The sequence below is a fragment of the Rhizobium terricola genome (assembly GCF_012927355.1).
Classification (GTDB): domain Bacteria; phylum Pseudomonadota; class Alphaproteobacteria; order Rhizobiales; family Rhizobiaceae; genus Allorhizobium; species Allorhizobium terricola.
This window is the reverse complement of the sequence record NZ_JABBGK010000002.1, coordinates 983,795-1,008,809: the sequence shown is the minus strand read 5'-3', so window position 1 is coordinate 1,008,809 and position 25,015 is coordinate 983,795. Positions and strand designations below refer to the sequence as shown.

At 61.9% G+C, this 25,015-nt stretch carries 25 protein-coding genes and 1 tRNA gene; 12 read left to right on the top strand and 14 right to left on the bottom strand.

The features are described from left to right. Window positions 1-473: 473 nt before the first annotated feature. Together phnX and HHL25_RS14725 are read right to left on the bottom strand one after the other, a co-directional pair. Complete coding sequence (gene phnX, locus HHL25_RS14730) at window positions 474-1,253, bottom strand: phosphonoacetaldehyde hydrolase (RefSeq protein ID WP_169592465.1); 780 nt, start codon at window positions 1,251-1,253, stop codon at window positions 474-476. Next, the gene (locus tag HHL25_RS14725) at window positions 1,250-2,377 is read right to left on the bottom strand and encodes a TIGR03364 family FAD-dependent oxidoreductase (RefSeq protein ID WP_169592460.1); all 1,128 of its coding nucleotides are present in this window, start codon (window positions 2,375-2,377) and stop codon (window positions 1,250-1,252) included. Before HHL25_RS14725 ends, phnX begins: the two co-directional genes overlap by 4 nt. Before the next feature lie 284 nt (window positions 2,378-2,661). Between HHL25_RS14725 and HHL25_RS14720 the strand changes: the two genes are divergently transcribed. Both HHL25_RS14720 and HHL25_RS14715 read left to right on the top strand, forming a co-directional pair. Then, window positions 2,662-4,164: an alkaline phosphatase family protein gene (locus tag HHL25_RS14720; RefSeq protein ID WP_169592457.1), complete on the top strand. Its 1,503-nt coding sequence runs from the start codon at window positions 2,662-2,664 to the stop codon at window positions 4,162-4,164. A 111-nt stretch (window positions 4,165-4,275) separates the two neighbouring features. Next, window positions 4,276-4,902 carry a ribonuclease D gene (locus HHL25_RS14715; protein WP_169592452.1) on the top strand — a complete coding sequence of 209 codons (627 nt, stop codon included), beginning with the start codon at window positions 4,276-4,278 and terminating at the stop codon, window positions 4,900-4,902. Window positions 4,903-4,923: 21 nt separating this feature from the next. Here the strand turns inward: HHL25_RS14715 and HHL25_RS14710 are convergent, their stop codons facing one another. Further along, window positions 4,924-5,238, bottom strand: a complete 315-nt coding sequence (locus HHL25_RS14710; protein ID WP_169592448.1) for a DUF6665 family protein — start codon at window positions 5,236-5,238, stop codon at window positions 4,924-4,926. A 184-nt stretch (window positions 5,239-5,422) separates the two neighbouring features. Between HHL25_RS14710 and HHL25_RS14705 the strand changes: the two genes are divergently transcribed. Further along, entirely contained in the window at window positions 5,423-5,758 is a 336-nt protein-coding gene (locus tag HHL25_RS14705) for a hypothetical protein (RefSeq protein WP_169592445.1), read from the top strand. Between the two features lie 3 nt (window positions 5,759-5,761). Here the strand turns inward: HHL25_RS14705 and HHL25_RS14700 are convergent, their stop codons facing one another. After that, entirely contained in the window at window positions 5,762-7,159 is a 1,398-nt protein-coding gene (locus HHL25_RS14700) for a nicotinate phosphoribosyltransferase (RefSeq protein ID WP_169592440.1), read from the bottom strand. A gap of 270 nt (window positions 7,160-7,429) precedes the next feature. Between HHL25_RS14700 and HHL25_RS14695 the strand changes: the two genes are divergently transcribed. After that, window positions 7,430-9,151, top strand: coding sequence for a hypothetical protein (locus HHL25_RS14695; protein ID WP_169592436.1), 1,722 nt, complete (start codon window positions 7,430-7,432; stop codon window positions 9,149-9,151). A 95-nt stretch (window positions 9,152-9,246) separates the two neighbouring features. On the opposite strand, the gene rpsA is transcribed toward HHL25_RS14695, so the two are convergent. The 3 genes from rpsA to aroA all read right to left on the bottom strand — a co-directional run bounded on the left by rpsA (window position 9,247) and on the right by aroA (window position 13,115). Continuing rightward, entirely contained in the window at window positions 9,247-10,950 is a 1,704-nt protein-coding gene (rpsA, locus tag HHL25_RS14690) for a 30S ribosomal protein S1 (protein WP_169592433.1), read from the bottom strand. Window positions 10,951-11,109: 159 nt separating this feature from the next. Then, window positions 11,110-11,751 carry a (d)CMP kinase gene (gene cmk, locus HHL25_RS14685; protein ID WP_169592429.1) on the bottom strand — a complete coding sequence of 214 codons (642 nt, stop codon included), beginning with the start codon at window positions 11,749-11,751 and terminating at the stop codon, window positions 11,110-11,112. After that, a complete protein-coding gene (gene aroA, locus HHL25_RS14680; RefSeq protein WP_169592424.1) occupies window positions 11,748-13,115 on the bottom strand; it encodes a 3-phosphoshikimate 1-carboxyvinyltransferase in 1,368 nt (455 codons plus the stop codon). Before aroA ends, cmk begins: the two co-directional genes overlap by 4 nt. A gap of 260 nt (window positions 13,116-13,375) precedes the next feature. Here aroA and HHL25_RS14675 point away from each other — a divergent pair, with 260 nt between their 5' ends. Both HHL25_RS14675 and HHL25_RS14670 read left to right on the top strand, forming a co-directional pair. Beyond that, window positions 13,376-13,762: a TIGR02300 family protein gene (locus HHL25_RS14675; protein WP_169592421.1), complete on the top strand. Its 387-nt coding sequence runs from the start codon at window positions 13,376-13,378 to the stop codon at window positions 13,760-13,762. Window positions 13,763-13,918: 156 nt separating this feature from the next. Next, window positions 13,919-13,994: transfer RNA gene (locus HHL25_RS14670), tRNA-Ala, on the top strand. A gap of 258 nt (window positions 13,995-14,252) precedes the next feature. Here HHL25_RS14670 and HHL25_RS14665 read toward each other — a convergent pair. Further along, window positions 14,253-14,996, bottom strand: coding sequence for a DUF3800 domain-containing protein (locus HHL25_RS14665; RefSeq protein WP_261345117.1), 744 nt, complete (start codon window positions 14,994-14,996; stop codon window positions 14,253-14,255). 256 nt (window positions 14,997-15,252) lie between these two features. Between HHL25_RS14665 and HHL25_RS14660 the strand changes: the two genes are divergently transcribed. Next, complete coding sequence (locus HHL25_RS14660; RefSeq protein WP_169592412.1) at window positions 15,253-16,416, top strand: TMEM43 family protein; 1,164 nt, start codon at window positions 15,253-15,255, stop codon at window positions 16,414-16,416. Window positions 16,417-16,473: 57 nt separating this feature from the next. Here HHL25_RS14660 and HHL25_RS14655 read toward each other — a convergent pair whose 3' ends face one another. Beyond that, on the bottom strand, window positions 16,474-16,668 hold the full coding sequence (locus HHL25_RS14655; RefSeq protein WP_169592407.1) for a hypothetical protein: 195 nt from the start codon (window positions 16,666-16,668) through the stop codon (window positions 16,474-16,476). A 163-nt stretch (window positions 16,669-16,831) separates the two neighbouring features. Between HHL25_RS14655 and HHL25_RS14650 the strand changes: the two genes are divergently transcribed. After that, window positions 16,832-17,623 (top strand): YdcF family protein, encoded by a 792-nt coding sequence (locus HHL25_RS14650; protein ID WP_169592402.1) that lies wholly within the window; start codon window positions 16,832-16,834, stop codon window positions 17,621-17,623. Window positions 17,624-17,629: 6 nt separating this feature from the next. Here HHL25_RS14650 and HHL25_RS14645 read toward each other — a convergent pair whose 3' ends face one another. Next, window positions 17,630-18,103: a hypothetical protein gene (locus HHL25_RS14645; protein ID WP_169592398.1), complete on the bottom strand. Its 474-nt coding sequence runs from the start codon at window positions 18,101-18,103 to the stop codon at window positions 17,630-17,632. Between the two features lie 107 nt (window positions 18,104-18,210). Between HHL25_RS14645 and HHL25_RS14640 the strand changes: the two genes are divergently transcribed. After that, the gene (locus HHL25_RS14640; protein ID WP_169592394.1) at window positions 18,211-18,849 is read left to right on the top strand and encodes a trimeric intracellular cation channel family protein; all 639 of its coding nucleotides are present in this window, start codon (window positions 18,211-18,213) and stop codon (window positions 18,847-18,849) included. Window positions 18,850-18,872: 23 nt separating this feature from the next. Here the strand turns inward: HHL25_RS14640 and irrA are convergent, their stop codons facing one another. Beyond that, the gene (irrA, locus tag HHL25_RS14635) at window positions 18,873-19,292 is read right to left on the bottom strand and encodes an iron response transcriptional regulator IrrA (protein ID WP_169592390.1); all 420 of its coding nucleotides are present in this window, start codon (window positions 19,290-19,292) and stop codon (window positions 18,873-18,875) included. 309 nt (window positions 19,293-19,601) lie between these two features. Between irrA and fabA the strand changes: the two genes are divergently transcribed. From fabA to fabI, 3 genes are read left to right on the top strand one after another with little or no spacing between them, the layout of a single operon-like run. Beyond that, window positions 19,602-20,117, top strand: coding sequence for a 3-hydroxyacyl-[acyl-carrier-protein] dehydratase FabA (fabA, locus tag HHL25_RS14630; protein WP_169592386.1), 516 nt, complete (start codon window positions 19,602-19,604; stop codon window positions 20,115-20,117). 39 nt (window positions 20,118-20,156) lie between these two features. Next, entirely contained in the window at window positions 20,157-21,380 is a 1,224-nt protein-coding gene (gene fabB / locus HHL25_RS14625) for a beta-ketoacyl-ACP synthase I (protein WP_169592382.1), read from the top strand. 4 nt (window positions 21,381-21,384) lie between these two features. Continuing rightward, window positions 21,385-22,191, top strand: coding sequence for an enoyl-ACP reductase FabI (gene fabI / locus HHL25_RS14620; protein WP_169592378.1), 807 nt, complete (start codon window positions 21,385-21,387; stop codon window positions 22,189-22,191). A 107-nt stretch (window positions 22,192-22,298) separates the two neighbouring features. On the opposite strand, the gene HHL25_RS14615 is transcribed toward fabI, so the two are convergent. From HHL25_RS14615 to HHL25_RS14605, 3 genes are all read right to left on the bottom strand, one after another. Continuing rightward, the gene (locus HHL25_RS14615; RefSeq protein WP_169592374.1) at window positions 22,299-22,550 is read right to left on the bottom strand and encodes a helix-turn-helix domain-containing protein; all 252 of its coding nucleotides are present in this window, start codon (window positions 22,548-22,550) and stop codon (window positions 22,299-22,301) included. Window positions 22,551-22,796: 246 nt separating this feature from the next. After that, window positions 22,797-23,825, bottom strand: coding sequence for an AraC family transcriptional regulator (locus tag HHL25_RS14610; protein WP_169592370.1), 1,029 nt, complete (start codon window positions 23,823-23,825; stop codon window positions 22,797-22,799). 137 nt (window positions 23,826-23,962) lie between these two features. Further along, complete coding sequence (locus tag HHL25_RS14605) at window positions 23,963-24,979, bottom strand: class I SAM-dependent methyltransferase (RefSeq protein ID WP_169592367.1); 1,017 nt, start codon at window positions 24,977-24,979, stop codon at window positions 23,963-23,965. Window positions 24,980-25,015: the final 36 nt, after the last annotated feature.

Here is a 25,015-nt window from a genome sequence, read left to right as displayed (position 1 = left end):
CATCCATCGCGCTTGGCGCGGCTTCACAGAGCATCCTTCAGGCGAGGACATTTTTCAAATAGATCGCTGCAATGGCGATCATAGATTACATGAATGATGTGGCCGGATATCGGGGCCGGAAATGAAAAGAGCCCGGCGCGGGAGGAGGTGCGCCAGGCTCTTAAACTTGATCGGCAATTGGGAGGAGGAGGAGTATTGCCGATCCTATCTAGCGGCGCTGGGAGGAGGAGTGCACCGCTTCGATGATTGGAATATAGCGGCATCGCCGGCGGATTGCTATCTTCGTTGCTGCAATGCAGCAGTGCGATTTGTGCATGGCTCCGCTCGTCGCAAGGATCGGGATCGGCCGGAGCCAACAGATTCCGGCAAGAAGATAACACTCTCTGCCTGAATTTTAATCACATACGGGCTGAATCCGTCTCAATTTGCGCGGTTGCGTAGCGATGGTCGCTTCCGGCGGGTGATGCGAGGTTTCAGGCGCCCAGCGTATCGAGGAGCCGAGGCAAATCGGCGACCGTTTCGATGACGTGGTCCGCCCCTGCCTCCTTCAACATCGTACCGATGCGTTCGTGCAAGGCCTGCCGTTCCGCGGGGTCGAGAGCGGCAAGGTCGGCAGGCGTCAGCCCGGCTTCATTACCCGAAAGCGTGAGGCCGACCGTTACGCATCCGGCGGCAACACCTTCCGCGATGCCGGGTACGGTGTCGTCCACCTTGATAACCGCCTGCGGCGGATAGACCAGCAGGTTCACGAAACACTGATACATGCCGATCGGAGTCGGCCGGCCGAGTGGCAGGTCGTCCGCACAGATCAGATTGTCGGGCTCGTAGCCCTGCTTCGCGGCGATCGGCAGGACCCGCTTCATGATCGAGCGCGTGTAGCCGGTCGTCGAGCCGATCTTGATGCCGCGGGCTCGAAGATAGGAGCAGGCCTCGAGTGCGCCCGGGATGAGTTCGCAATAATCGACGACCACCTCTTCGTTGAGCGGCACGAAAAGTGCGTAGACTTCGTCGATCGCGGCGTCGTCCGGTGCATGACCCCGGGCCGCCTGCCAGCGGGCGGCGATGTGGGGTTCGTTGAGCATCGCGGCGATGTGCGCCCGCTTCGGCAGCCCCATCGGTTTCCGCGCATCGGCAATGGTCACCTCCACGCCGAATTTGGCGAAGGTTTCGACAAACGCACCCATGGGTGCAAAGGAGCCGAAGTCGATCATCGTCCCGGCCCAGTCGAAGATCACTGCCTTGAACTTGCTCATGCTGTCCTCCCGTAAAGATCGTCGATAGTTTCCTCGCCGATCCCGAAAGCGGTCGAGGCACCGCACCCGCTGGTGACCACGGCGATGCGAACAGAATCAGATGGCTTGTCGGTGAAGCGCCAGTTTTTCGCCGAGGCATAGGTGCCCACCCAGCGTTCACGGACGCTGCGTCCTGGAAGATCGAGCACGCGGTCGAGCTCGCCGAGGATCAGGTCGTCGACTGCCTCGGATGCGAAAGGATCGGGTGTCGCGGCGTAATGATGGCTGTCACCGACGACCAGCGATCCGTCGGCCGACTGTGTGACGATCAGATGGATGCCGTTTTCGCGCTCCGCCGCAAGGTCGCTGTCGAGGCGGGCTTTCAGCCGTTCCGCCTCCGGCAGGTCGGAATAGCCGAGATAACGTCCAAGCCCGAGATCCGACATCACGGCTGTCTTGAAGTCGAGCGGTGTGGCCGGCTGTACGCGGAGCATCTGCAGCTTGCATCGCGTCGCGCCGTAGGCGGAAATGCGTTCGGGAAAGAGTGCCGTGAAGTCGTCTCCTGGACAAACCACCGCCGCCTCGGCTTCGATGAGGCCATGCGATGTGGTGATATGCGGCGGCTCGACGGCGGTGACGGTGGTACCCCAACGAAACTCGACGCCATGCCTTTCGGCAAGATAGCGGGTCAGCAGCGGAATGGCGGTTCGCGATTCGACGCGTACCTCGTGCGGACTGTGGAGAACCCATCGGCTTGCCGAGGGACGAAGTGCCGGAACGAAGCCGCTGGCTTCCTCGTGTCCCATCCTTAGGCAGCCTTCCCCCATCTCCGTGCGCAGGAAGGCGTCGATGACGGCTTCCGATTCCTCGAGCCGCGCTGCAAGGATCATGCCCCGCTGCAAGACGGCGATGCCGGCATCTCCGACAAGGCCTGCCCAGATCTCGCGGGCGCGCCGCGCCTTGGTCCAGCAGTCGCCGGCGCCCTGGCCGGTGACCGTCACGAATCCGAAATTGCGCACCGAGGCGCCGTTCGCCTGGGCATCGCGGTCGATCACGACCACCTTCTTGCCGCGACGCGCGGCAGCCAGCGCATGGGCGAGGCCGACAATGCCGGCGCCGATGACGGCAAGATCATAAGTGGCCATGGCGTTTCCCCGTCTGTCCGAAGGCTGCACCGAACCGGCGCATCCCGCGCCGGAACTCCGAAAGATTCGATCCTGCCTATGGCCTCTGTTCATAAAGGGAATGTGACGGTTCACGAGCACGCCAGCACTCTGTTCGGCGCTGGGGTGGGTCGTGGTACGCCGTGGACAGAATTTTACGTCCCTGTCATCGTATTTTCATTTGCATATTGATCGAAGGCGATGAGACTGCGCCGTCGCCGGGCAGTATCCTGTGCCCGCACCATTTTTCCCGTCGGAGCAATTTCATGAAGCCGAATATTTTGCTGATCACCGCTGACCAATGGCGCGGGGATTGCCTTTCCGCGGTCGGGCATCCGGCGGTGAAGACGCCCAATGTCGATGCGCTCGCAGCCGAGGGCGTGCTCTTTCGGCGCCATTATGCCGGAGCGGCACCCTGCTCGCCGGCGCGCGCCACGCTCTATACCGGCCTCTACCAGATGAATCACCGCGTCTGCCAGAACGGTTCGCCGCTCGACGCGCGCTTCGACAACGTGGCGCTTGCCGGCCGCCGCGCCGGCTACGATCCCACGCTATTCGGCTATACCGACGTTTCGCCCGATCCCCGCGCCGTTGATGCGCAGGATCCGGTCCTGACCACCTATGAAGGCGTTCTCGCAGGCTTCACCGTCGGCCAGATCCTGCTTGAGCACGAGCGCCAGTGGCTGAGTTGGCTGCGCTCCAGAGGTCACGAAGATGCTTGGACGCGAGACGTGCATGGCAGCGGCGAATTGGGAGCCGCTCCTGCCTATGGCGCTGACGAGACGCAGACGGCATTCCTTACCGATGCCTTTCTTGCCTGGCGAGAAATCCAGGATCGCCCCTGGTTCGCCCACATCTCCTATCTGCGGCCTCATCCTCCCTTCTGCGTGCCGGAGCCTTACAACAGCATGTTCGCCCCCGGCGACGGACCGGCCTATGCCCGCGCCGCAAGCCGTGCCGAGGAAATGGCGGTTCATCCGTTCACCCGCTACGCCATGTCCCAGCAGACGAAGTCGAGCTTCGTCCATGGGGCCGAAGGTCCGGTCTCCGGCTGGACTGCGGAGGATTTCGATCGCATTCGCGCCGTCTACTACGGGATGATTGCCGAGGTTGACGCGCAGTTCGGGCGGATTGTCGCCGCCTTGCGCGAAAGCGGCCAGTGGGAGAACACGCTCGTCATCTTCACCTCCGATCACGCCGAGATGATGGGGGATCACTGGAGTCTCGGAAAGGGCGGCTATCAGGACGGCAGCTATCATATCCCGCTGGTGATCCGTGATCCGTCCGCCTCGGATGTTGCCGGGCGCCAGGTCGACGCATTCACCAGTGCCGCTGACATCATGCCGACGCTCTGCGAACGCCTCGGGCTCCGCCCGCGCAACCACCAGGACGGCAGCTCGCTATTGCCCTTCACGCAGGGCGATGCGCCGGCGGGGTGGAGAGATGCGGCCTTCTTCGAGTTCGACTTCCGCGACGTGGTCGACGGCGAGCGGGAAGCGCATTTCGACCTGCACTCCAACCAGTGCAACCTCTCGGTCGTCCGCGACAAAGCGTTCAAATATGTGCATTTCGCCGGCTTGCCGCCCCTGCTCTTCGACCTGGAGAAGGATCCCGACGAACTCGTCAATGTCGCCGAGGACCCGGCCTACGCGATGACCCGCTTGCGCTATGCCGAAAAGCTCCTGTCGCTCAGGGCCGCGCATCTCGATCAGACGCTCGCCTATACAGAGCTTACCCCGGAAGGCCCGGTCAGCCGGCCGACCGTCTGAGACGCATGGTCGGGCAAGGACGTCTCCATCTCTGCCGCGAAAGCGGTAGTGCTTGGCGCTGCTTTGGGCTATAGGCAGCGCCAAGACATTATCCGCGATCTGGAGATTTGGATGGCCGCGACGATCCGCTATCACGAGGGTGACATTTCCGCAGCCGATGCGGCGCGCTATACCGGCGCGATCGCCATCGACACCGAGACCCTCGGCCTGGTGCCGCGCCGCGACCGGCTCTGCGTCGTACAGCTCTCGCCGGGCGACGGCACGGCCGACGTCATCCGCATCGCCGCGGGACAGAAAGAGGCCCCAAACCTCGTCGCCATGCTGGCGGATCCGAAGCGCGAGAAGATCTTCCATTTCGGTCGTTTCGACATCGCGGTGCTCTTCCACACCTTCGGCGTCACCACGACGCCCGTCTTCTGTACCAAGATCGCCTCACGGCTCAGCCGGACCTATACCGACCGCCACGGGCTGAAGGACAATCTGAAGGAGATGCTGGAGGTCGATATCTCGAAGGCGCAGCAGTCGTCCGACTGGGCAGCCGAGATGCTGACCCCGGCCCAGCTGGAGTATGCCGCCTCCGACGTCCTCTATCTCCATGCGCTGCGGGACAAGCTGACGGCACGCCTCGTTCGTGACGGCCGCATCGATCATGCCAATGCCTGTTTCGAATTCCTTCCGACCCGGGCCAAGCTCGACCTGCTCGGTTGGGAAGAAACGGACATTTTCGCCCATAGCTGACGGCCTGTTCTGAACCCTCTCTTATCGGCGAACCACTCCGAGCCGGGCGACCACATCCTTGGGAATGGCGTATCGACGGATCGCATCCGCCTGATCGCGCATGCCGCAGAGCTCGCGCTGGATGAACAGTGCAAACACGGCATCGGCCGCATCGTTCAGGTGGCCGTCGATGTCGCTGGCCTGTGATCTCGCTTCCGCTAGCGCCTCGAGTGCTGCCTCCACACTGCGGCCGGCACGGGCCAGCGCGTTCGCCTTTTCCGCCGCAAGCTCGTAGTCCAGCGCGGATAGCGTTCCGGATCGGCCAGGTGACAGAGAGGAGGGCGGGCGAAGGCTCATTCGGTTTTCCTGAGGCAACGCTCCCAGGATGGCCGTGATCCACGACGGGTTCAAGAGGCTTTCAATTTGCCGATCGTCAATTAAGCTTTCTTAAGCACTTCGTCGCATGATGTTCGGGTGGATACGGAGGGGAGATTTTCCGTGTCTTCGTCAGCCTCGAACTAGCGATGTGAATGCGGCCACGATGGAAGCATCGAGCATACTTCTGGACAGCGTGTTGCGTAGCGGAACGGCCCCGTCGGAAGGCAGGTTCTCCGCAGACGGCCCGACCGGCGATATCTTTGGCGAGTGGCTCGACCAGGCCGGCACCCCGGCATCTGCGGGGGCGGCGGAACAATGGAGTGACGAGGAAGAGTATGTCGCACCCGAGGAGCCGAAAGCCGCCTATGTGCCGGCGAACTGGCTCGATGCGATGGCGCTGGAACACACCGAAAGCTATGTCCCGCCTGTCGACATGATTTCGGCCGTCAATTCCGACGACAACGGCCTCTACCGGATGTTCAGGAACATCTCGCCCTGAAACTCAGTGCGGCATGGCGTCGAAAGCCTGCCTGCGCACGTCTTCGAAACTCCATTCCTTGAGAAGACGGCCGTTTTCCCAGACCGGCACCAGAAGGTTTTCCCGGCGTCCGAGCTCTTCCAGCGGAACGCCGGCAATTTCTCCCTCGTCGCGATAGACAGCCTGCCGGCCTCCGTTCGGCGCCTTTTCGCGCGGATTGGCCGGACGCCGGCCGATCGCCTGCCAGTTCCCGTCGGACGCCAGCATGGCGCTGGCGCGAAAAGTGAAGGAGAGCGTATCGCGGCTCACCTTCTGCAGCAGCGTCGAGCCTATGCCGAACGAGATGTTCTCTGCCGAGAAGCCCATCGCCTCGAGCCGACCGAGGATCATCTGGATATCCTGATGCGTCACTCCGTCGGACTGGATCACCCGGACATTGTCGTCCAGCACCTTGAAGCCCTTGCCGTTGAGATGAGTGCCGTAGGCATAGGCGAGCTGCGCGACCACCTGCACCGGCGTGTCGATCGGATCGCCGCTGTCCGGACGCACGACCAGTGTCGCCCCGGCCGCGCGGACCTTGGTCTGCAGCGTCTTGCCCCAGACTTCGGCGACGGCGTTGTTGAGGTCATAGCTGTCCGACACCACCGAATAGGCGCCGAAGCGCGCGAAACGGTCGATCATGTTGGAGAAGGCATCGGTCTCCCGGCTCTGGCCCCAGGCCGTCATCGTCGTGTGTTCGGAGGCCGGAATGGAGCGCCCGGCCATCAGCGCGCCGTAGTAGCGCCGTGCATGCCGGACACCGGCAAGCGAGTCCGAGATGTGGAAATGGACGAGATGGGCCGCACCGCCAAGCCCCGTCTGTTCGAGGCTCGTCGTGCTGCGCCCGCCGAAATCGCTGATCATGCGCGGGATGAGTTCTTCGGCCCGGTCGCTGGTCCGCTCCAGGAACGGCGCAATCATCTGGCGCAGCCGCCAGGCCATGGTCGTCACCGTCGAGGGATACCAGACCGCCCGCAGAAGCGCCGTTTCCATATAGGAGGTGAGCCACGGGAGATGGGGATCGGTGTTCGAGATCTGCACGAGAGGAACATCGCGGCGCACGGCGAGGCCCTCCGGCAGGGCTTCGATGCGAAGCGGCAGGTATCCGCCGTGCACTTTCAGGATATGGACCCATCCGGCGCGATCGAACGGCTGGCCGTTCAGCGTGGCCACTTCTTCCGCCTCGTCGATGTCAGCGGTGGTGATCGGTTTGCCCAGGTATTCCTTGAGGAACATCTGCAGCCCGAAGAACATGACCTCGGGCTTGTAGGAGTGCCCCCGCGTCGTGACATATCCGGAGACTGCCCGCACGCCTTCCGGATACTGCAGAAAGTGGCCGAGCTTGTAGCTGTCGGTGTTCAGAATGAGATTCTGCTGGTTCATCGTGCAGCTTCCGGCGCCAAGGAATGGGAACTTGCCTCTACGCAAAAACGCTTGCTCCAAGCTGTAGGGTAATCCGGGCGGGGCGGCAATGCGCAGGATTTTCTAATATGGCTTAGTGATTTGTTAACCATTGTGACGCAGCATACGGAATCATTAGTGAAGCAATGTCTTCTGCAGGCGCCGTCGCCATGTCGACGGAGATTATGAGCCGCATGAGCGGCGCGCTGTTGCCAATGATTCTTCAGCCTTGTTGCCCGATGGGGAGCGGCCATGCTGCCACCAGTCAACGCCGTCGTAAACGCGTCCATTTCCTATCAGGATCACCGTGCCTCGCAGGAGGATGCGGGCCGCGCGGCTGCGAAGACGCAGGGCACGCCCTTGCAGGCCGCCATCGGCGTGGAGCAAAACAATGCGATCGCCGGCCGCTTGAACATTCTTCTCCTGTCCGGTCAGGAACGGATGTCGGAGAACTTTGCGACCCTCGTGACCTTTCTGGGCAAGGAGCTCCGTGTTGAGCGTGCTCCTGGCGAAACCATCAGCAGCTACGCCGGCCGTCTCGTCCAGGCGCTCGCCGATTTGCCGCCGCAGGCCCGACAGGCGCTACAGCGCCAGCTCGCCCAGATGTTCAACGGCCTGCAGCTGCGCACCCTGATGGGAGCCTTTCGCAATCCCGCAGGCCCGGAAGCGGCGACGCTCGCGATCTATCTGGAGTTCTACCGGGCAAAGGACCGGGGCGATCTCGCGGCACGCACCGTGGTGACCTCTTATCGGCAGAACGGTGGGGAAGTCCGGTCGGTCCCCTTGCCGTCGACGGTCACGGCTGCCGGGCGGAATGGTGCGGCGGCGATTGCAACCGGCAATCTTGCTTCAGGGGTGAACGCGCCGAAAGGCAGCAAGGCCGCTCCGTCGAACGATCCCCTGGACGCGGTCGCCAGGGGCCGGATCTTCTCTGGAACGAATGAAACAGCCAACGGATCGCTTGCCGCGGCGGCAATGCGGGCAATGGAACGGGCCGCTCAGGATGGCGCCGAGTTCTTGCGAGGACTGTTCGCGGCCCCTGAGGCTTTAGATTCCGAGCGCACTGATTCAGCCGGTCACAAGCCTCAGGCGGAGCTTTCCCAGGCTGCCGGGCAATTCGGCGAAGATCCGGATCCTTCCGAAATCCGCTCTGCCTCATCGGCCGACGGGCTTCTTCAACCGGTCGAGCCCGAAGCCGCCGATGCAGAGCATCCAATGGCTAGGTCGGAGGATGACGGAACACAGCCTGTCATTGAGCATGAACGTGGATCAGGGGCAGTGACTGATGCCCGCGCCGGGACGGAACGGCCGGTTTCCCAGCCGGGTGAACGTGCCCTGTCTCTTCTCGATCGCGAGGAATGGAAGACGGTCACAGTGCCGGACGAAAACGGGAATGCTACGATTTTGCCGACGGAGGAGGAAATCTTCCCCGATCCGGCGGAACTCTTGGATTTCACCCAGGCCGACGAAGCGAAATCCGCCGACCCCGCCGACTTTGGGCGCCCGAGGGACGTCACCTCCGAAGCCTCACCACGCGCAGCGAAAGACGATGTCGCTCTCCTCGAACAGTCGCCGGAACCTCCGTCGGCGGACGGAACAATGGATGCAAGGTCCGCGGCTGCCCGTAGCCTCCCGTTGGACTTGCCGCGTGCCGAAGAGGCGGGGACGCGCCTGCCGGCGATCCTGCGTGAAGGCGTGCCCCTGCCGATGGTCAACTATCTCTTCGCCGACGATGACTTCACCGAGCGGCCCGAATTGTTGAACCATCGCTTCGGAGGCGGTCAGGGAGAGGGCGAGGCGGACGGAGACGACTCGGGTGAGGCCGGCGACGAGCAGGCGGCGGACGAGCCAGGCGTGGTTGCTGACGAGGGGGGTGCCGCCTCCCTCGAGGCGATGACATCGGAGCAGTCCCCGACCGCGGGTGAAAGCGAAAGCCCGAACGATCTTTATTGGCGCATGGCCGGCTGGTCCTGAGCATCGCCGCCAGCAGCTCGGGCGGCGTACCCGCAAAAGAGAAGAGCCCGCCGGTCGGTGACCGGCGGGCTCTTTGATTTCAGTCGTCAGGAGGCTTATTCGCCGCCGCGGTTCTTCAGAGCCGCGCCGAGGATGTCGCCGAGCGAAGCGCCCGAGTCGGACGAACCGAACTGTGCGACGGCTTCCTTCTCTTCAGCGATTTCCAGAGCCTTGATCGACAGCATGACCTTGCGATCCTTCTTGGAGAAGTTGGTGACGCGAGCGTCGACAACCTGACCAACCGAGAAACGCTCCGGACGCTGTTCGTCGCGGTCGCGGGACAGATCGGCGCGACGGATGAAGGAAGTGATGTCTTCGTGGTTGACGAGCTTCACTTCGATACCGCCATCGTTGATGCCGATGACTTCGCAGGAAACGACGGCGTTCTTGCGCAGGTCGCCGGAAGCGGCAGCTTCGCCGACGGAGTCGCGGCCGAGCTGCTTGATGCCGAGCGAGATGCGTTCCTTCTCGACGTCGACGTCGAGAACGACGGCCTTGACCACGTCACCCTTGTTGAACTCCTCGATGACCTGTTCGCCCGGACGGTTCCAGTCGAGGTCGGAGAGGTGAACCATGCCGTCGACGTCGCCTTCGAGGCCGATGAACAGGCCGAATTCGGTCTTGTTCTTGACTTCGCCTTCGACTTCAGTGCCGGCCGGATGGCTGTAGGCAAATGCCTGCCACGGGTTCTCGAGGGTCTGCTTGAGACCGAGCGAGATACGGCGCTTGGACGGATCGACTTCGAGAACGACGACGTCGACGTCCTGCGTGGTCGAAAGGATCTTGCCGGGATGAACGTTCTTCTTCGTCCAGGACATTTCCGAGATGTGGATCAGGCCTTCGATGCCCGGTTCCAGTTCGACGAATGCACCGTAGTCGGTGATGTTCGTGACGGTGCCGGAGATCTTCTTGCCGACCGGGTACTTGGCGGCGATGCCATCCCACGGATCCGACTCGAGCTGCTTCATGCCGAGCGAGATGCGGTGGGTTTCCTGGTTGATGCGAATGATCTGAACCTTGACCTGCTGGCCGATGGACAGGATTTCCGACGGATGGTTGACGCGGCGCCATGCCATGTCGGTCACGTGCAGCAGGCCGTCGATGCCGCCGAGGTCAACGAACGCACCGTAGTCGGTGATGTTCTTGACGACGCCGTCAACAACCTGGCCTTCTTCGAGGTTCTGAACGATTTCAGAACGCTGCTCGGCGCGCGACTCTTCGAGAACCGTACGACGCGAAACCACGATGTTGCCGCGACGCTTGTCCATCTTGAGGATTTCGAAGGGCTGCGGGTTGTGCATCAGCGGGGTAACGTCGCGGATCGGACGGATGTCGACCTGCGAACGCGGCAGGAAGGCGACGGCGCCGTCGAGATCGACGGTGAAGCCACCCTTGACCTGGTTGAAGATGACGCCTTCGACGCGCTCGCCAGCTTCGAACTTGGCTTCGAGCTTGATCCAGCTTTCTTCGCGGCGAGCCTTCTCGCGCGACAGAACGGCTTCGCCGAGAGCGTTTTCGATGCGCTCGACATAGACCTCGACTTCGTCGCCGACCTTCAGCGAACCGTCCTTGGCCTTGGCGCCGAATTCCTTGAGCGCGATGCGGCCTTCGACCTTGAGGCCGACGTCGACGATGGCGACGTCCTTCTCGATCGCGGTCACGATGCCCTTGGTTACATAGCCTTCTGCCAGATCGGTCTTGGCAAAGGACTCTTCGAGCATTGCTGCGAAATCATCGCGCGTGGGGGTAGAAACAGACATGAAATCTCCTAATCGCATCCAGTCGGGGACGCGGTATGCGCCGGGGGTTCGCGTTGCACAAAGCCTGATCGATCGTCCGCCCCTGAAGGGCTGTCCGGCGCGGGGACGGTCGTATCGGCTGGTTCGTCTACCGGATGTCGACTAGCTTCATTCCGGAAGTCAAATTCTCTTCCGGGCAGCGTCGATCAACTCTCGGGCCGCCCGGAACGCCGCCTCTATACTCATTTCCGACGTATCAAGCAAGTGCGCATCATCCGCAGGTTTAAGCGGGCTGTCGGCACGCCCCATGTCGCGCTCGTCGCGCTTCTTCACATCGGCGAAAATCTCGTCGAACACCGCCTTGCCGCCGCCGGAGACGATCTCGTCGTAGCGGCGCCGGGCGCGCACCTCCGGCGAGGCGGTGACGAAGAGCTTCACCGGCGCGGCGGGGCAGACTACGGTGCCGATGTCCCGGCCGTCGAGCACGGTCCCGGGCAGCTTTGCGGAGAACCGGCGCTGCGCCTCGACCAGTGCGCGGCGTACGGCCGGCATCACGGCGATCTTCGAGGCGGCCTCGCCGATGTGATGTTGCGCCAGGACCGAACGATCAAGGCCGGCCAGGTCGAGCTCCAGCGCGGTCTTCTCCGCCACCGCTTCGTCATCGAGCGGCAGGCCTGCGTCGAGCAGCGCCTTCGCGACGGCGCGGTAGGTCAGGCCCGTATCGAGGTGATGGAAACCATATTCGGCAGCGATGAGCCGCGACAGCGTACCCTTGCCCGCTGCAGCGGGACCGTCGATGGCGATGATGAAGGACGGGGTCATGCGGCTTTCCCTTCGATGGGTTCTATTCTGGCGCCAAGCCCCGTCATCAAGTCCATGAACGAGGGGAAGCGGGTTGCGATCATCGTGGTGTCGTCGACGGTCACCGGATGTTGCGAAACAAGGCCCATGACGAGGAAGCTCATGGCGATGCGGTGGTCGAGATGGGTGGCGACCGCATCGCCGGCGGCATTGCCGAGGCCCTTGCCGTCCGGCCGGCCACGAACGATGAGGCTTGAGTGTCCTTCGTCGCAGTCGACGCCGTTGAGTTTCAGGCCTGCGGCGACGGCAGCCAGGCGATCGGGCTCCTTCCCGCGCAATTCGTCAAGACCGAGCATCGTCGTTGTGCCCTCGGCAAAAGCCGCGGCGACCGCAAGCACCGGATATTCGTCGATCATCGACGGCGCGCGTTCTTCCGGCACGGTGACGCCCTTCAGTCTGGAGGACCGCACGCGCAGGTCCGCGACGTCCTCTCCGCCCGCGAGCCGTGGATTGATGACCTCGATCCTGGCGCCCATCGCCTGCAGCGTCAGGATCAGGCCCGTGCGGGTCGGGTTCATCAGCACGTTGACAATGGTGACGTCGGAGTCCGGGACCAGCAGCGCCGCCACCAACGGGAATGCCGTGGAAGACGGATCGCCGGGGACGTCGATCGCCTGTCCGGTCAACCTGCCGCGGCCTTCGAGGCGAATGGTCCGGCCGCCGCGCGCATCCGTCTCGACCGCCAGATCTGCGCCGAAGCCCTTCAGCATCTTCTCGGTGTGATCGCGCGTCGTCGCCGGCTCGATGACCGTGGTGATGCCCGGTGTATTGAGGCCGGCCAGCAGGACCGCCGATTTCACCTGGGCGGACGGCATCGGTACGCGATAGGTGATCGGCGTCGCCGTTCTTGGTCCGCGCAGCGTGATCGGCAGGCGGTCGCCTTCGGCAGACCTGACCTGCACACCCATGTCGCGTAGCGGATCGAGCACGCGGCCCCTAGGTCGCCTGGCGAGCGAGGCGTCGCCGACGAAGGTGCTGTCGAAGTCGTAGACGCCGACGAGGCCCATGACCAGTCGGCATCCGGCTCCGACATTGCCGAAGTCGAGCGGCGCTTCCGGCGCGATGAGGCAGCCATTGCCGACGCCGTTGATGATCCAGGTGTCGCCGTCCTTGCGGATCGCAGCGCCCATGGCCTGCATTGCCCTGCTGGTAATGACGACGTCTTCGTCCTCGCTCAGGCCGGTGATGCGCGTCTCGCCGGCTGCAAGGCCGCCGAACATGAGGGAACGGTACGAAATGGACGTGTCGCCAGGGATACGGATACTGCCGGAAAGCGCGGGCGATCTGCGAGCGATGGCCGGTTTCGGCGGGCTGGCATGCGACATGCACGGTTTCCTCTGGGCAAGGCGTCGTCGATGGTCGGGGCGAGGGGCCGGATCCCGAGGACGCCATTTTCGCGCTCGTTAACACAGAGCGATGGAACGGTCATCCCTCGGCAGCCAAAAACCCCGGCCGCCGGCTGCGAAGTTTGCCTTTGACAGAAGAGATTGCAACGATTATGGGGACCCGCTAACAGTTTGACCGGGCATGGACCGGATGACCGCGCGCGGCGGTTTGTTCTTCAGGACTTCAAGAGGCTTTGACAGTGGCGAAAGCAGAACTTGGCACCAAACGCACTTGCCCGGACACGGGGAAAAAATTCTACGATCTGAACAAGGATCCGATCGTATCGCCTTACACCGGCAAATCCTGGCCGCTCTCCTACTTCGAAGAGACTTCGGTCGCTTCCATCATGGAAAAGGCTGAAGAGGAGGACGTTGCGGAAGTCGATACCGAAAACACGGAAATCGAGCTCGTATCGCTCGATGACGCGGACGACAACGGCGGCAACGACGACCTTCCGGATATCGGCGACGACGACGTCGAGCTCGATGACGATGACGACGACACCTTCCTCGAGGCTGACGACGAGGACGACGACGACGACATGACCGGCATCATCGGCGTGACCGGCGACGACGACGAAGTCTGATCGACAATCAAAGGCTCGGGCTCGGGAAAATCGAAAAAATTTCCGAGCCTGCAATTTTCGGCTTGCCATCTCCGTAACCCGGAAGTAATAAGCCGCCACCCCGACGGAAGCACTGCTTCAACGGGATCCCGGAACCGGCATCGCCGGACCCTTGATGGGGCTATAGCTCAGCTGGGAGAGCGCTTGCATGGCATGCAAGAGGTCAGCGGTTCGATCCCGCTTAGCTCCACCATTTCTCAGTCCTCCCTAAATATGTATGTTTCTGGCGCATTACGGGATGGCGTTTTAACGCACGTCCCACGAAAGTCCCAAAAGCTTAACTGGTGGGGGGCTCCAAAAGCGGCTGCACGGAAAACTGATTCACCATGTGCTCTGCGAGAGGCCAACTTTAGAATACGATTCCTTGAGCTGTATCGTGTGAAACGCTATGTATCGGTTGCGCTCGGGAGCCTGACATCTATGGCGTCGATACTACGGTATCGCCCGGCGTCTAGTTTCTTCTCAGTTCTGGCCTGAAGCGATCGCGGGGATGATGTACCATCCCGTGGCCTAAGGTGCTGCCATCGGGTTTCCTGCGTAAGCGTGGCTTGATGATGCCCGCCAGTTCACCGTCACCCGTCGAATAGGCTCGGTGAATTGCCCCAGCCACGAAGTCGGCAAGCTGGATTCCGATAGAGTGGCTCGAGTCTTGTAGGAATAGACCTTCTATCAGCTTGCTGTAGCCCGATATGGTGTTGCCTGCTTTGGCAATGAGAGTGTCATGGTGGGCACGCAACAGTCGGTCATCATCTCTGCCCCGGTGGTCGGCAATGACAATCCCAAGGCTCTTCTTGTCTTGAAGGAAATACTGAAAGCGCTCCGTCAGCGGCTTGTAAGCGAAATGGTAGAGCTCACGTTGATTAGAGACAGATGCATAGGCAAAAGCCGCCTCGATGTCCGTCACGCAAGCAATGACCGTCAGGGGGCTTTTGGCCACCAGCGTGGCCAGCTCTAAGCTTAGAGCCTTTCGCTCGTCAGTCGTCTTGTCTCGCAACGGGTTCTCGGGCTGCTGATTGTGCGGTGAGAAATACCTCCACTTGAGCTCACCCTTGATGCGATGCCTTGAGGTGTAGCCTCGGATCTGCTTCGCAACCTCATGCCACTGCTCCGCCTCGATCACCACAGCGCCCAACGTGAAGTAGGGCTGTCTGGGTTTGGCTTTGAGGGTGGCGTCCCGCTTTCGTCTATAAAACAAAGATGCATCAACTCGCTTCCACGGCTTGGGATTCTGTATTTTCCTCCTCCAAAAGATTCGAGTCCAGCCGCCTCCCGGTATTCCCCAAAGCTAGAAAGGGGTCACACCTCTCAGAGGTAATCACGTAGGAGCGGCAGCGAGCTTTCCCCGATGGCGGTGGTTCCTGCGGCATGTCCGGCGCATTTTAACCGTTCCAAGACGAAAGATCGGTTATCCCTCTTGTCGACAGTCAAATCGACGCAGAGGCGGGTGGGGCATGAGTTTTACGGAAACGACGCGGACATCGTGGTTCGCGCGGATGAAGAATGCGCTGGTGGGTGCAGTCATCGGGATTGTCCTGGTGGTGGTGGCGATCTGGGCGCTGGTCTGGAATGAGGGGCGCTCGATCAAATCCTACCGGGCGCTCGTCGAGGGCGCCGGGCTGGTGCAGTCCGTGAGTGCCGACACGATCGATCCCGCCAACGAAGGCAAGCTCATTCACATCAGCGGCAAGGTCGAGACCTCCGACGTGCCGACCGATTCCGAGTTCGGGATCGCGGCCGATGGCGCGGTGGCGCTTCGCCGCGACGTCGAGATGTATCAGTGGGTCGAGAAGAGCGAATCGAAGAGGGAGACGAAGCTCGGCGGCAGCGAAGAGACGGTAACCACCTACACCTACGCCAAGGAGTGGCGTTCGGACCGTCAGGATTCCGGCGACTTCCGTCAGCCCGAGGGACACGAAAATCCCGAGATGCAGGTCGAGAGCCAGTCCTTCACGATCGACACCGCGACGGTCGGAGCCTTCACGGTATCGGGCGAGGACGTTGCCGGTCTCGGCGACCAGCGCGATCTGCCGGTTTCCGAAGCCGATCGCGGCCGCGTTCAGGAATACCTGTCCGGAACCGTGCTTCTCGACCGTGGCGGCTTCTATGTGGGGTCTGCCAAGTCCGCACCGCAGGTGGGAGACCTGCGCATCCGTTACACGCGCTCCGACCTCTCCGAAGCGAGCTTCGTCGCAGAGCAGCGGGCCGAAGGCCTGCAGCCTTTCACCACGTCCAACGGTCGCGAGATCTTCCTCAATGCTTCCGGCAAGGCGAGCGCCGCGGAGATGTTCGACACCGCCCAGGCGGAAAACACGCTGATCACCTGGCTTGTCCGGTTCGGGGGACTTGTCGGGCTCATGATCGGCTTCAGTCTGATCTTCTCGATCCTCGGCGTGATTGCCGATTTCGTTCCGCTGGCGGGGTCTCTGGTCCGCTTCGGGACCGGGCTTGCGGCCTTCGTGCTGACCGCGGTGATCGGCCCGCTGGTGATCGCCATTGGCTGGTTCGCTTATCGCCCGCTGTTGTCTCTGGGCCTTCTTGCGGCGGGCGGTCTCGTTGCTGTCGCTGTCGTCTGGCTCCGCCGGCGTTCGGTCCCGGCCTCCAGTCCGGCAGCCTGACCGGCGGCTCGCAATATCCAAGCCTCGCTCTTTTTCGGGAGCGAGGCCTCGCCTGTTTCAGTAGAAGAGTTGTCCGCGGTCGCTGCTGGATGGTTGGTCGATCTGGAACCAGTCGGTGATGCGGTCGATGTCGAGTTCGGCCTCGCCGTTGCGCAACTGGACGCGCAGCTTGTCACCGCATCGGCCGAGTGGAACGCCGATATAGATGCGACTGTTGCCTGCCTCGTCCAGAATATCGATTGCGAAGCGCATGGGCTCACCGGTATTTGCATTTGAAACTGAAATTTTGTGAGTGGAAGGCTTAAGGGCGCTGCCTTGAGCGAAACTGGCTTCATATGAGCCCCACTCATGTTCGCGCATGACCGGCTGCCAGGGCCGGCACAGCGGTCGATGACCTGGCGGGTGAAAGGCAAAGATGTTTGTGCTGTCGAAACTGGTCTGGATCGTCGCCCAGCCGCTGTCTCTGGCCTTCCTCGGGATCTTTCTCGGCCTGGTGGCGATTGTCGTCGGTTGGCGTCGTCTCGGGCTTTTCCTGAATGTGGTTGCCGCGGCGGTGCTTTTCGTGACGCTTTACACGACGGCTGGTTCAGTCGTCCTCCAGACCCTTGAGGCGCGGTTTCCACGGCCCGTGGCGGAGCCGCAGCCGCTGTCCTGCATGATCGTGCTGGGAGGTGCCTTCGAGACCGAGGTCACCACGACCCGTGGCGGTATCGAGTTCAATCAGGCTGCCGATCGCTTCGTCGAAGCCTTGCGGCTTGCCCTTCGCCATCCGGAAGCGCGCATCCTGGTTTCAGGCGGGGACGGGTCCCTGAGTGGGGCCTTTGAAGGCGATGCATCCGCCTCGGAGCGCTTCTTCGCTGCCTTCGGTGTCCCGTCCGACAGGCTCGTTCGGGAGACGACCTCCCGCACCACGTTCGAGAATGTCGAGAACAGCAAGTCGGTCCTTGCCGGTAACGGGCTCGAGAACTGCCTGCTCGTTACCTCGGCGTTCCACATGCCGCGGTCCATGGGCTTGATGCGGAAGGCCGGCATCGCCGTGACGCCCTGGCCGACGGACTACCGCACCAGCGGGCAGGCGAGCCTCGGCATCGACCTGACCCAGCCGACCGTCAACGCCCAGCAGTCCTCGACGGCCATGCGGGAATGGTTGGGGCTGGTTGGCTACTACTTGGCCGGTCGCATCGGCGAGCTCTATCCGGCCCCGTGACGCTGCCTACTTTTTGGAGATCGTCAGAAATTTCGTGCCGCGCACGCGCACCGTGATCTCGCAGGGGTTCTCGTCGGTCCGTTCGCAAAAGCGCGGGTGCATCTGCATGACGAACACCATGTTGCCGAAGCGCTTGATGAACTCGTAGCCGTACATCTGGGCGGTCGCGATCATGAAGTAGCCGCCCTCCTTGACCTGGAGGTAGAAGTTGTACGGGCAGCCGTCGTCGGTGCAGTCGGGGCCGCGCATGCCGTCGCAGACCACTTCTCCCTCATTGACCACTGCATCCGTGATGCCGTCATTGTTGATGTCGAGCCGGCTGATGAAGTTCGGTCCGAACTGAACGATCTTGCAGCGCTTTTGAAAATGCGATTTCTCGTATATTTCCGGATCGCCGAGGAGCTCCTGCTGGCTGAAGGAGGGAAGCGCCGCGACGAGCAGAAATGCGGTTTGCAGAAAGGCGAGCAGCAGATACTTCAAGGCAATCGTCCCAAGGAGATGTGATCGGTCTCCTTTATCATGAACCAGACTGCTTGTGCGGCCCTGACGCCCGTACGGTTTCCAAACGATTTCGCTGGGAGGCGTGGATGACTTTGCTCGGATTTCTCGACTATGCGGGAGTGGCCGTCTTCGCTGCGACGGGCGCGCTCTCTGCCTCCCGAAAACAGCTCGACGTGATCGGCTTCCTCTTTCTTGCGGCCGTGACGGGGATCGGCGGGGGGACACTCAGAGACGTCGTTCTCGGCAATCTCCCGGTCTTCTGGGTGCGTGACCCCGGTTATGTGCTGGTCTGCGCAACGGTCGGGATCCTGGTTTTCTTCACTGCCCACCTGGTCGAATCGCGCTACCGCCTCTTGCTCTGGCTCGATGCGATCGGTCTTTCGGCCTATTGCGTCATGGGGGCGGCCAAGGGGTTCGTGGCGACAGGTTCGCCGACGGTCGCGATCGTCACCGGCACGCTGACTGCGGCCTGCGGCGGCATCCTGCGCGACATCATCGCCGGTGAACCCTCCGTGCTGCTGCGTCCCGAAATCTATGTCACGGCGGCGCTTGCCGGCGCCTGCGTCTTTACGGCGGCAACGGTGTTCGGCCTGGCGCTTCCGGTGGCGTCGGTCTTCGGCGCGCTGACGGCTTTTTCCATCCGCGGCGGCGCCCTGCGTTTCGGCTGGAGTTTTCCGGCCTATAATTCACGCCCGGGTCGTGCGCCCGAAGACGTCATGAAGTGACGGGTGTGGGGATGGTCTGCGCCTCAGCGCTGCTTGGGGCGCAGGCGGATCACCACGTCGACATGGGAGATTTCCATGCCCTCCGGCGGTTCCGGAAGGTTGTCGATGGCGATATTGTTGACCGGAATGTCAAGCACCTCGTTCTGTCCTTCGACGAAGAAGTGATGGTGGTCGGAAGTATTGGTGTCGAAATAGGTCTTTGTGCTTTCGACTGCGAGCACGCGGATCAGGCCGGCCTCGGTGAACTGATGAAGCGTGTTGTACACTGTGGCAAGCGACACCGGGACACTTGCGCCGAGGGCTTCCTCATGCAGTTCCTCCACCGTCAGGTGGCGGTCGCCCTTGGCGAAAAGCAGGCTGGCGAGCGCGATGCGCTGGCGCGTCGGACGCAGGCCCGAGCGGCGCAATTTCATTTCCGTGCTCATACGGTCTTCAACCGCCATCAAGACGCTCTCCGCTCTGCCTCTCTGTCTTTCGCAGACTTACCTTGACGATATAACTTTTAAGCGCCGGCCTTTCAATAGTTTCCCCCTCGGCTGACAGGCATAAAGTGCCGTAAAACCTGTAATTTGGCCGTTTTGGGACTGGTCCTGCGAGGGGGCTTCCTGTATGCGACGGGCAGAAGTCAGCAAATGGCGTCGGTCCGGCGGAAGTTCGTGCCGGTTTGAGGTCGCCTATTGTGGGACTTCATTTTGTCCCTATCTTGCTCTAAGGGTCCGTTAACGAGACGCCTAGGGGGGAAGAAGAAGAAAATGGCATCGAGACAATCCAGCTATAACTATGAAGAGATCCTCGCCTGCGGTCGCGGCGAGTTGTTCGGCCCCGGCAACGCGCAGCTTCCCCTGCCGCCGATGCTGATGGTCCACCGCATCACGGATATCTCGGAGACGGGTGGCGCGTTCGACAAGGGTTATATTCGCGCTGAATACGACGTTCGCCCGGACGACTGGTATTTTCCCTGCCATTTCCAGGGCAACCCCATCATGCCGGGATGCCTCGGCCTCGACGGCATGTGGCAGCTGACCGGCTTCTTCCTCGGTTGGCTCGGCGAGCCGGGCCGCGGCATGGCTCTGTCCACCGGCGAAGTGAAGTTCAAGGGCATGGTCCGCCCGGACACCAAGCTGCTCGAATACGGTATTGACTTCAAGCGCGTCATGCGCGGCCGACTGGTGCTGGGCACCGCCGACGGCTGGCTTAAGGCTGATGGTGAAACCATCTATCAGGCAACCGACCTGCGCGTCGGTCTGTCCAAGGATAAGACGGCCTGAACGGGCCTGTCTGATCACAGCAAGAAGAAGGTCTGAATTATGAGACGGGTAGTTGTTACGGGACTTGGCATCGTGTCGTCGATCGGAGCCGATGCGGCTGAAGTGACCGCCTCGCTGCGTGAGGCAAAGTCGGGCATCTCCTTTTCTCCCGATTTTGCCGAGCATGGCTTCAAGTGCCAGGTATGGGGCAAGCCCAGCCTCGACCCGACCGAGCTCGTCGACCGTCGTGCCATGCGTTTCCTGTCCCAGGGCGGCGCGTGGAACCACGTCGCCATGAAGCAGGCGATCGCCGATGCCGGCCTGGAAGAAGCCGATTACGCCCAGAACGAGCGCGTCGGCATCATCATGGGGTCCGGTGGCCCATCGACCCGTCAGATCGTCGAAGCGGCTGACATCGTCCGCCAGAACAACAGCCCGAAGCGCATCGGTCCGTTCGCGGTCCCGAAGGCGATGTCGTCCACGGCCTCGGCAACCCTTGCCACTTGGTTCAAGCTGCACGGCGTCAACTACTCGATCTCGTCGGCCTGCTCGACCTCTGCCCACTGCATCGGCAATGCCTATGAGATGATCCAGTGGGGCAAGCAGGACATGGTGTTCGCCGGTGGTCACGAAGACCTCGACTGGACGATGTCCGACCTGTTCGACGCCATGGGCGCCATGTCCTCGAAGTACAACGATAACCCGGCAACGGCCTCGCGTGCCTATGACGCGACGCGCGACGGATTCGTCATCGCCGGCGGTGCCGGCGTGCTGGTGCTCGAGGAACTGGAACACGCCAAGGCACGTGGCGCCAAGATCTATGCTGAAATCGTCGGCTATGGTGCCACCTCGGACGGCTATGACATGGTTGCCCCGTCCGGCGAAGGCGCCATTCGGTGCATGCGCCAGGCGCTCTCCACGGTGACCGGCGAAGTCGACTACATCAACACCCACGGCACCTCGACGCCGGTGGGTGACAGCAAGGAGATCGGTGCGATCCGCGAAGTCTTCGGCTCGAAGATTCCGCACATCCAGTCCACCAAGTCGCTGACCGGCCATTCGCTTGGCGCAGCCGGCGTGCAGGAATCGATCTACGGCCTGCTGATGATGCAGGAACGCTTCATCGGCGAAAGCGCGCACATTACCGAACTCGATCCGGAATTCGACGGCGTGCCGATCGTGCGCAAGCGCATCGACAACGCGAAGATCGACACGGTCCTGTCGAACTCCTTCGGCTTCGGTGGCACCAACGCCACCCTCGTCTTCCAGCGTCACAATGGATAACGGCATGATCGCCTCTATGCAGGGAAAGCGCGGCCTCATCATGGGTGTCGCGAACAGTCACTCGATTGCCTGGGGCATCGCCAAGGCACTCGGCGCCGCAGGTGCAGAACTGGCCTTCACCTATCAGGGGGATGCCCTCGGCAAGCGCGTGAAGCCTCTGGCGGCTGAACTTGGTTCTGACTTCCTGTTGCCATGCGACGTGGAAGACATCGCGTCCGTCGATGCCGTGATTGCGGCGCTGAAGGAACGCTGGGGCACGATCGATTTCATCGTGCATGCCATTGGCTTTTCCGACAAGAACGAGTTGAAGGGGCTCTATGCCGACACCACGCGTGACAACTTCACGCGGACCATGGTGATCTCCTGCTTCTCCTTCACCGAGATCGCCAAGCGCGCCGCCGAACTGATGGCCGAGGGCGGCTCCATGCTGACCCTGACCTATGGCGGCTCGGTGCGCCTGATGCCGAACTACAATGTCATGGGCGTCGCCAAGGCAGCACTCGAGGCATCGGTGCGTTATCTGGCAGGCGACTACGGTCCGCGCGGCATTCGTGTGAACGCGATTTCCGCCGGCCCGATCCGGACCCTTGCCGGCGCAGGGATCTCCGATGCACGCGCCATGCTGTCATGGCAGCAGAAGAACGCACCGCTTCGCCGCACTGTCACGATCGAGGATGTCGGCAATTCGGCGCTTTATCTGCTGTCGGATCTGTCGCGCGGCGTGACCGGCGAAATCCACTACGTCGATTCCGGCTACAACATCACCTCGATGCCGACGCTGGACTTCCTGCGCAGCTCGGACGACGAGTAGGCTTGACGGCTAACCTCAATTGAAAAAGCCTGGCGCGACCTCATATCGCGCCAGGCTTGAAACGGAGTGGTCCGCCAGCCGAGTGGGAGTCCCCGGCTTTACTCCGGTTATGATGTCTTATTTTCGCCGATCGTGCCCATCAGCAGTGCCATGCTGACAGCGTGCATTCGATTGCGCGCACCAAGCTTTTCCTCTGCTGCGGACAGGTGACGCTCGACCTCTATCTCCGACAGGAGCATCAGGTTGCAGATATCGAGTGTCCGCTTGCCTTCGGCCACCATGGTCAGGCACTGCATTTCCTGCTCGTTCAACCCGATGGAACGAGCTGTGTCACCCGTGAGGGCCTTGCTGGTCATCATGATGTTATGGATCTTCAGGAGTAATCTTGGCCCGGTCGCTGGTCGTGGACCGCAACGGCTGCATTGAGCGATATATAATCTTGAAGATCGGAAAAGTAATTCTCGCCGGGCGCCAAACAGTTTACATTACGCGCAACAGAACTTGTGCTGCGCGTTCCCGAACCGCGAATGACGTCTATTTCTGCCCTCTACGAGGCAAATGTCAATAGTTGGGCACTCTTCAACGGCGCCTTGGCAATGATCGGATCAGGCGCTCTTCCGGTCCCGCAGGTCGCTTGGCGTGCGGCCGAACCAGCGGGTCACGGACCGCGTGAAGGCGCTCGGCGCTGAATATCCCAATCGATAACAGATCTCGGATATGGGAAGGTCGCTTTCGGTCAGCAGATTGAGGCTCACCTCCCGCCTGAGGTCGTCGCGGATTTGGGCGAGACTTGTGTTCTCCTCGGCCAGGCGTCGCTGGAACGTGCGCTCGGATATGCCGAAATGCGGCGCTATATCCTGTAGTGTGGAACTCGGTTCCGCCATCCGCAGCAGCAGGAACTTGCGCACCTGATCGACGAACTCGCCTTCCTCGTAGTCGGCGTCAGGCCCCATCGAACGGCACTGGATGTCCATCAGCATGAAAAGCTTGGCATCTGCCTTGGGATTCTTCATGTCGAGAAGCTCTGCGGGGATGCGCATCGCGTTCTCGCGGCAACCAAAACGCAGTTTCCTGGTCAGGTAGTCCCTGAAGACCTGGGAGGACCTGGGCTTGGGACGCTCGAGATCGAGTTCCACCAGGTCGATGCTGACGCCGACGATGTTGCGCAGCCGTTGCATGGCGATCGCCAGCGCCATGTCGACATACTGGTCCCGTTTGACGATCGCCGGCGCGAAGGTCCAAGAAAAGGAAGCGCCTTGGTCATCGATGCGGAAGCGCAGATTGCTGGCATAGGTGGCATATTGCGTGTGAGCGGCGAAGAAGCGGGCGAAGTCACGCACCGTCGGCGCCGTCATCAGGCCGTATCCGAAGGGGCCGGTGGAGCCGGCAACGAAGCGGTCGACGCATTTCAGCCCGAATGCCTCGTCGTCCGTCAGCAACGCGCAGGCCTCCAGCAGTCTGCAGAGCTTGTCCAGGCTGATGCGGCCGGTGAGGCTCTGGAAGATTTCCGGATCGATCTTCAGGGCGCTGCAAATCGGCGCGATGTCGACGCCATAGGTGCGCGCATGGTCGGAAACCGCCGAGGCGATTCCGGCTACCGCTGTCAGTTCATCGGCTATAGATCTATTAGGCATTTAAGATCTGGCGTCCAATGATAAGCAAATGACGCCTCAAGGTAAGCGGCTTTTCGCGCAAAGTCGAGGGTCTCTGCACCCGGCCAAAACCGGATGCAGAGACGTGAACCTTCGCCACCGCTTACGCGATGTTCGTCCTACTTCTTGGCCCAGAGAACCTTGAACCGTGCGTTCCGGCAGGTCTCGCCATATTCGCGGAAATCTTCGGCGAGGTTCGCCTCATAGGGTAGGCCGCGGTTGGCCACCAGCATCAGGATACCCCCGCCGCGCAGTGCCTGGCTGGCCGCCTTGATCATGGCCTGACCCAGGCTCGGCTCCGCGGCATGCCCCTGATGGAAAGGTGGGTTCATGATGACGAGATCGTATTTCTCCTTGGCAGGTTCACGCGTGAGGTCCTGCCAGAAGAAACGGGCGGTCAACTTGGGGCAGAGGGCGGCCAGATTGGCCTTCGCGCATTCCAGCGCCTCGTGGTCAGCCTCGAACAGGTCGATGCGTGCTGTTCGCGGCGAGCGCTCGGCGAGCATGGTCGAGAGATAACCCCAGCCGGCGCCGAAGTCCGCTGCGTTGCCGTCGAAATTGTCCGGTAGGCGGCCGGCGAGCAGTTCCGAACCGTCGTCGACCCGATCGTACGAGAACATGCCGGGACGTGTACGATAGCGGCCGGCGGCCAGCGTATCGGGCGATGCCAGATGGTTGACTGCAGCCGCGCTGTCTTCCGGCGTCATGAACCAGAGCGCGACGCCGTGATATTTCGGCATGTGGTCGACCGGGATCCCGAGATTGGCGAGGCGCTTGCGCATCGGCTGGACGCCGTCCTCCTTGCTGCCCGCGATGACGACGAGGCCGCCCGCCTTGACCTGCTTGAGGGCTTCTGCGACGCGATTGTCGTTCTCGCCGCGATGCTTGCCAAGCAGCACCAGCGCGCCGTCATAGCCCTCTCCCTCGACTTCCGGCAGGGGTTCGAGCCTGGCGGCCTGCAGGCGCAGGTACTCGCCCCTGTGTCCTTGCACGGGCACGATGGTTGCGCCGAACTCTTCCGGCGTGGCGAAGCCCGCCTCGGCGCCGAGGAAAAGAAAGCGCTCGCCGGCGACAGGTGCGGCGACGGTGCCGCTGGCGAAGGGATGGAACAGGGTTTTCAGCGTTTCGCGGCTCATGCCAGTGTTCTCCGGGCGAATAAAAAAGGCGCGGGA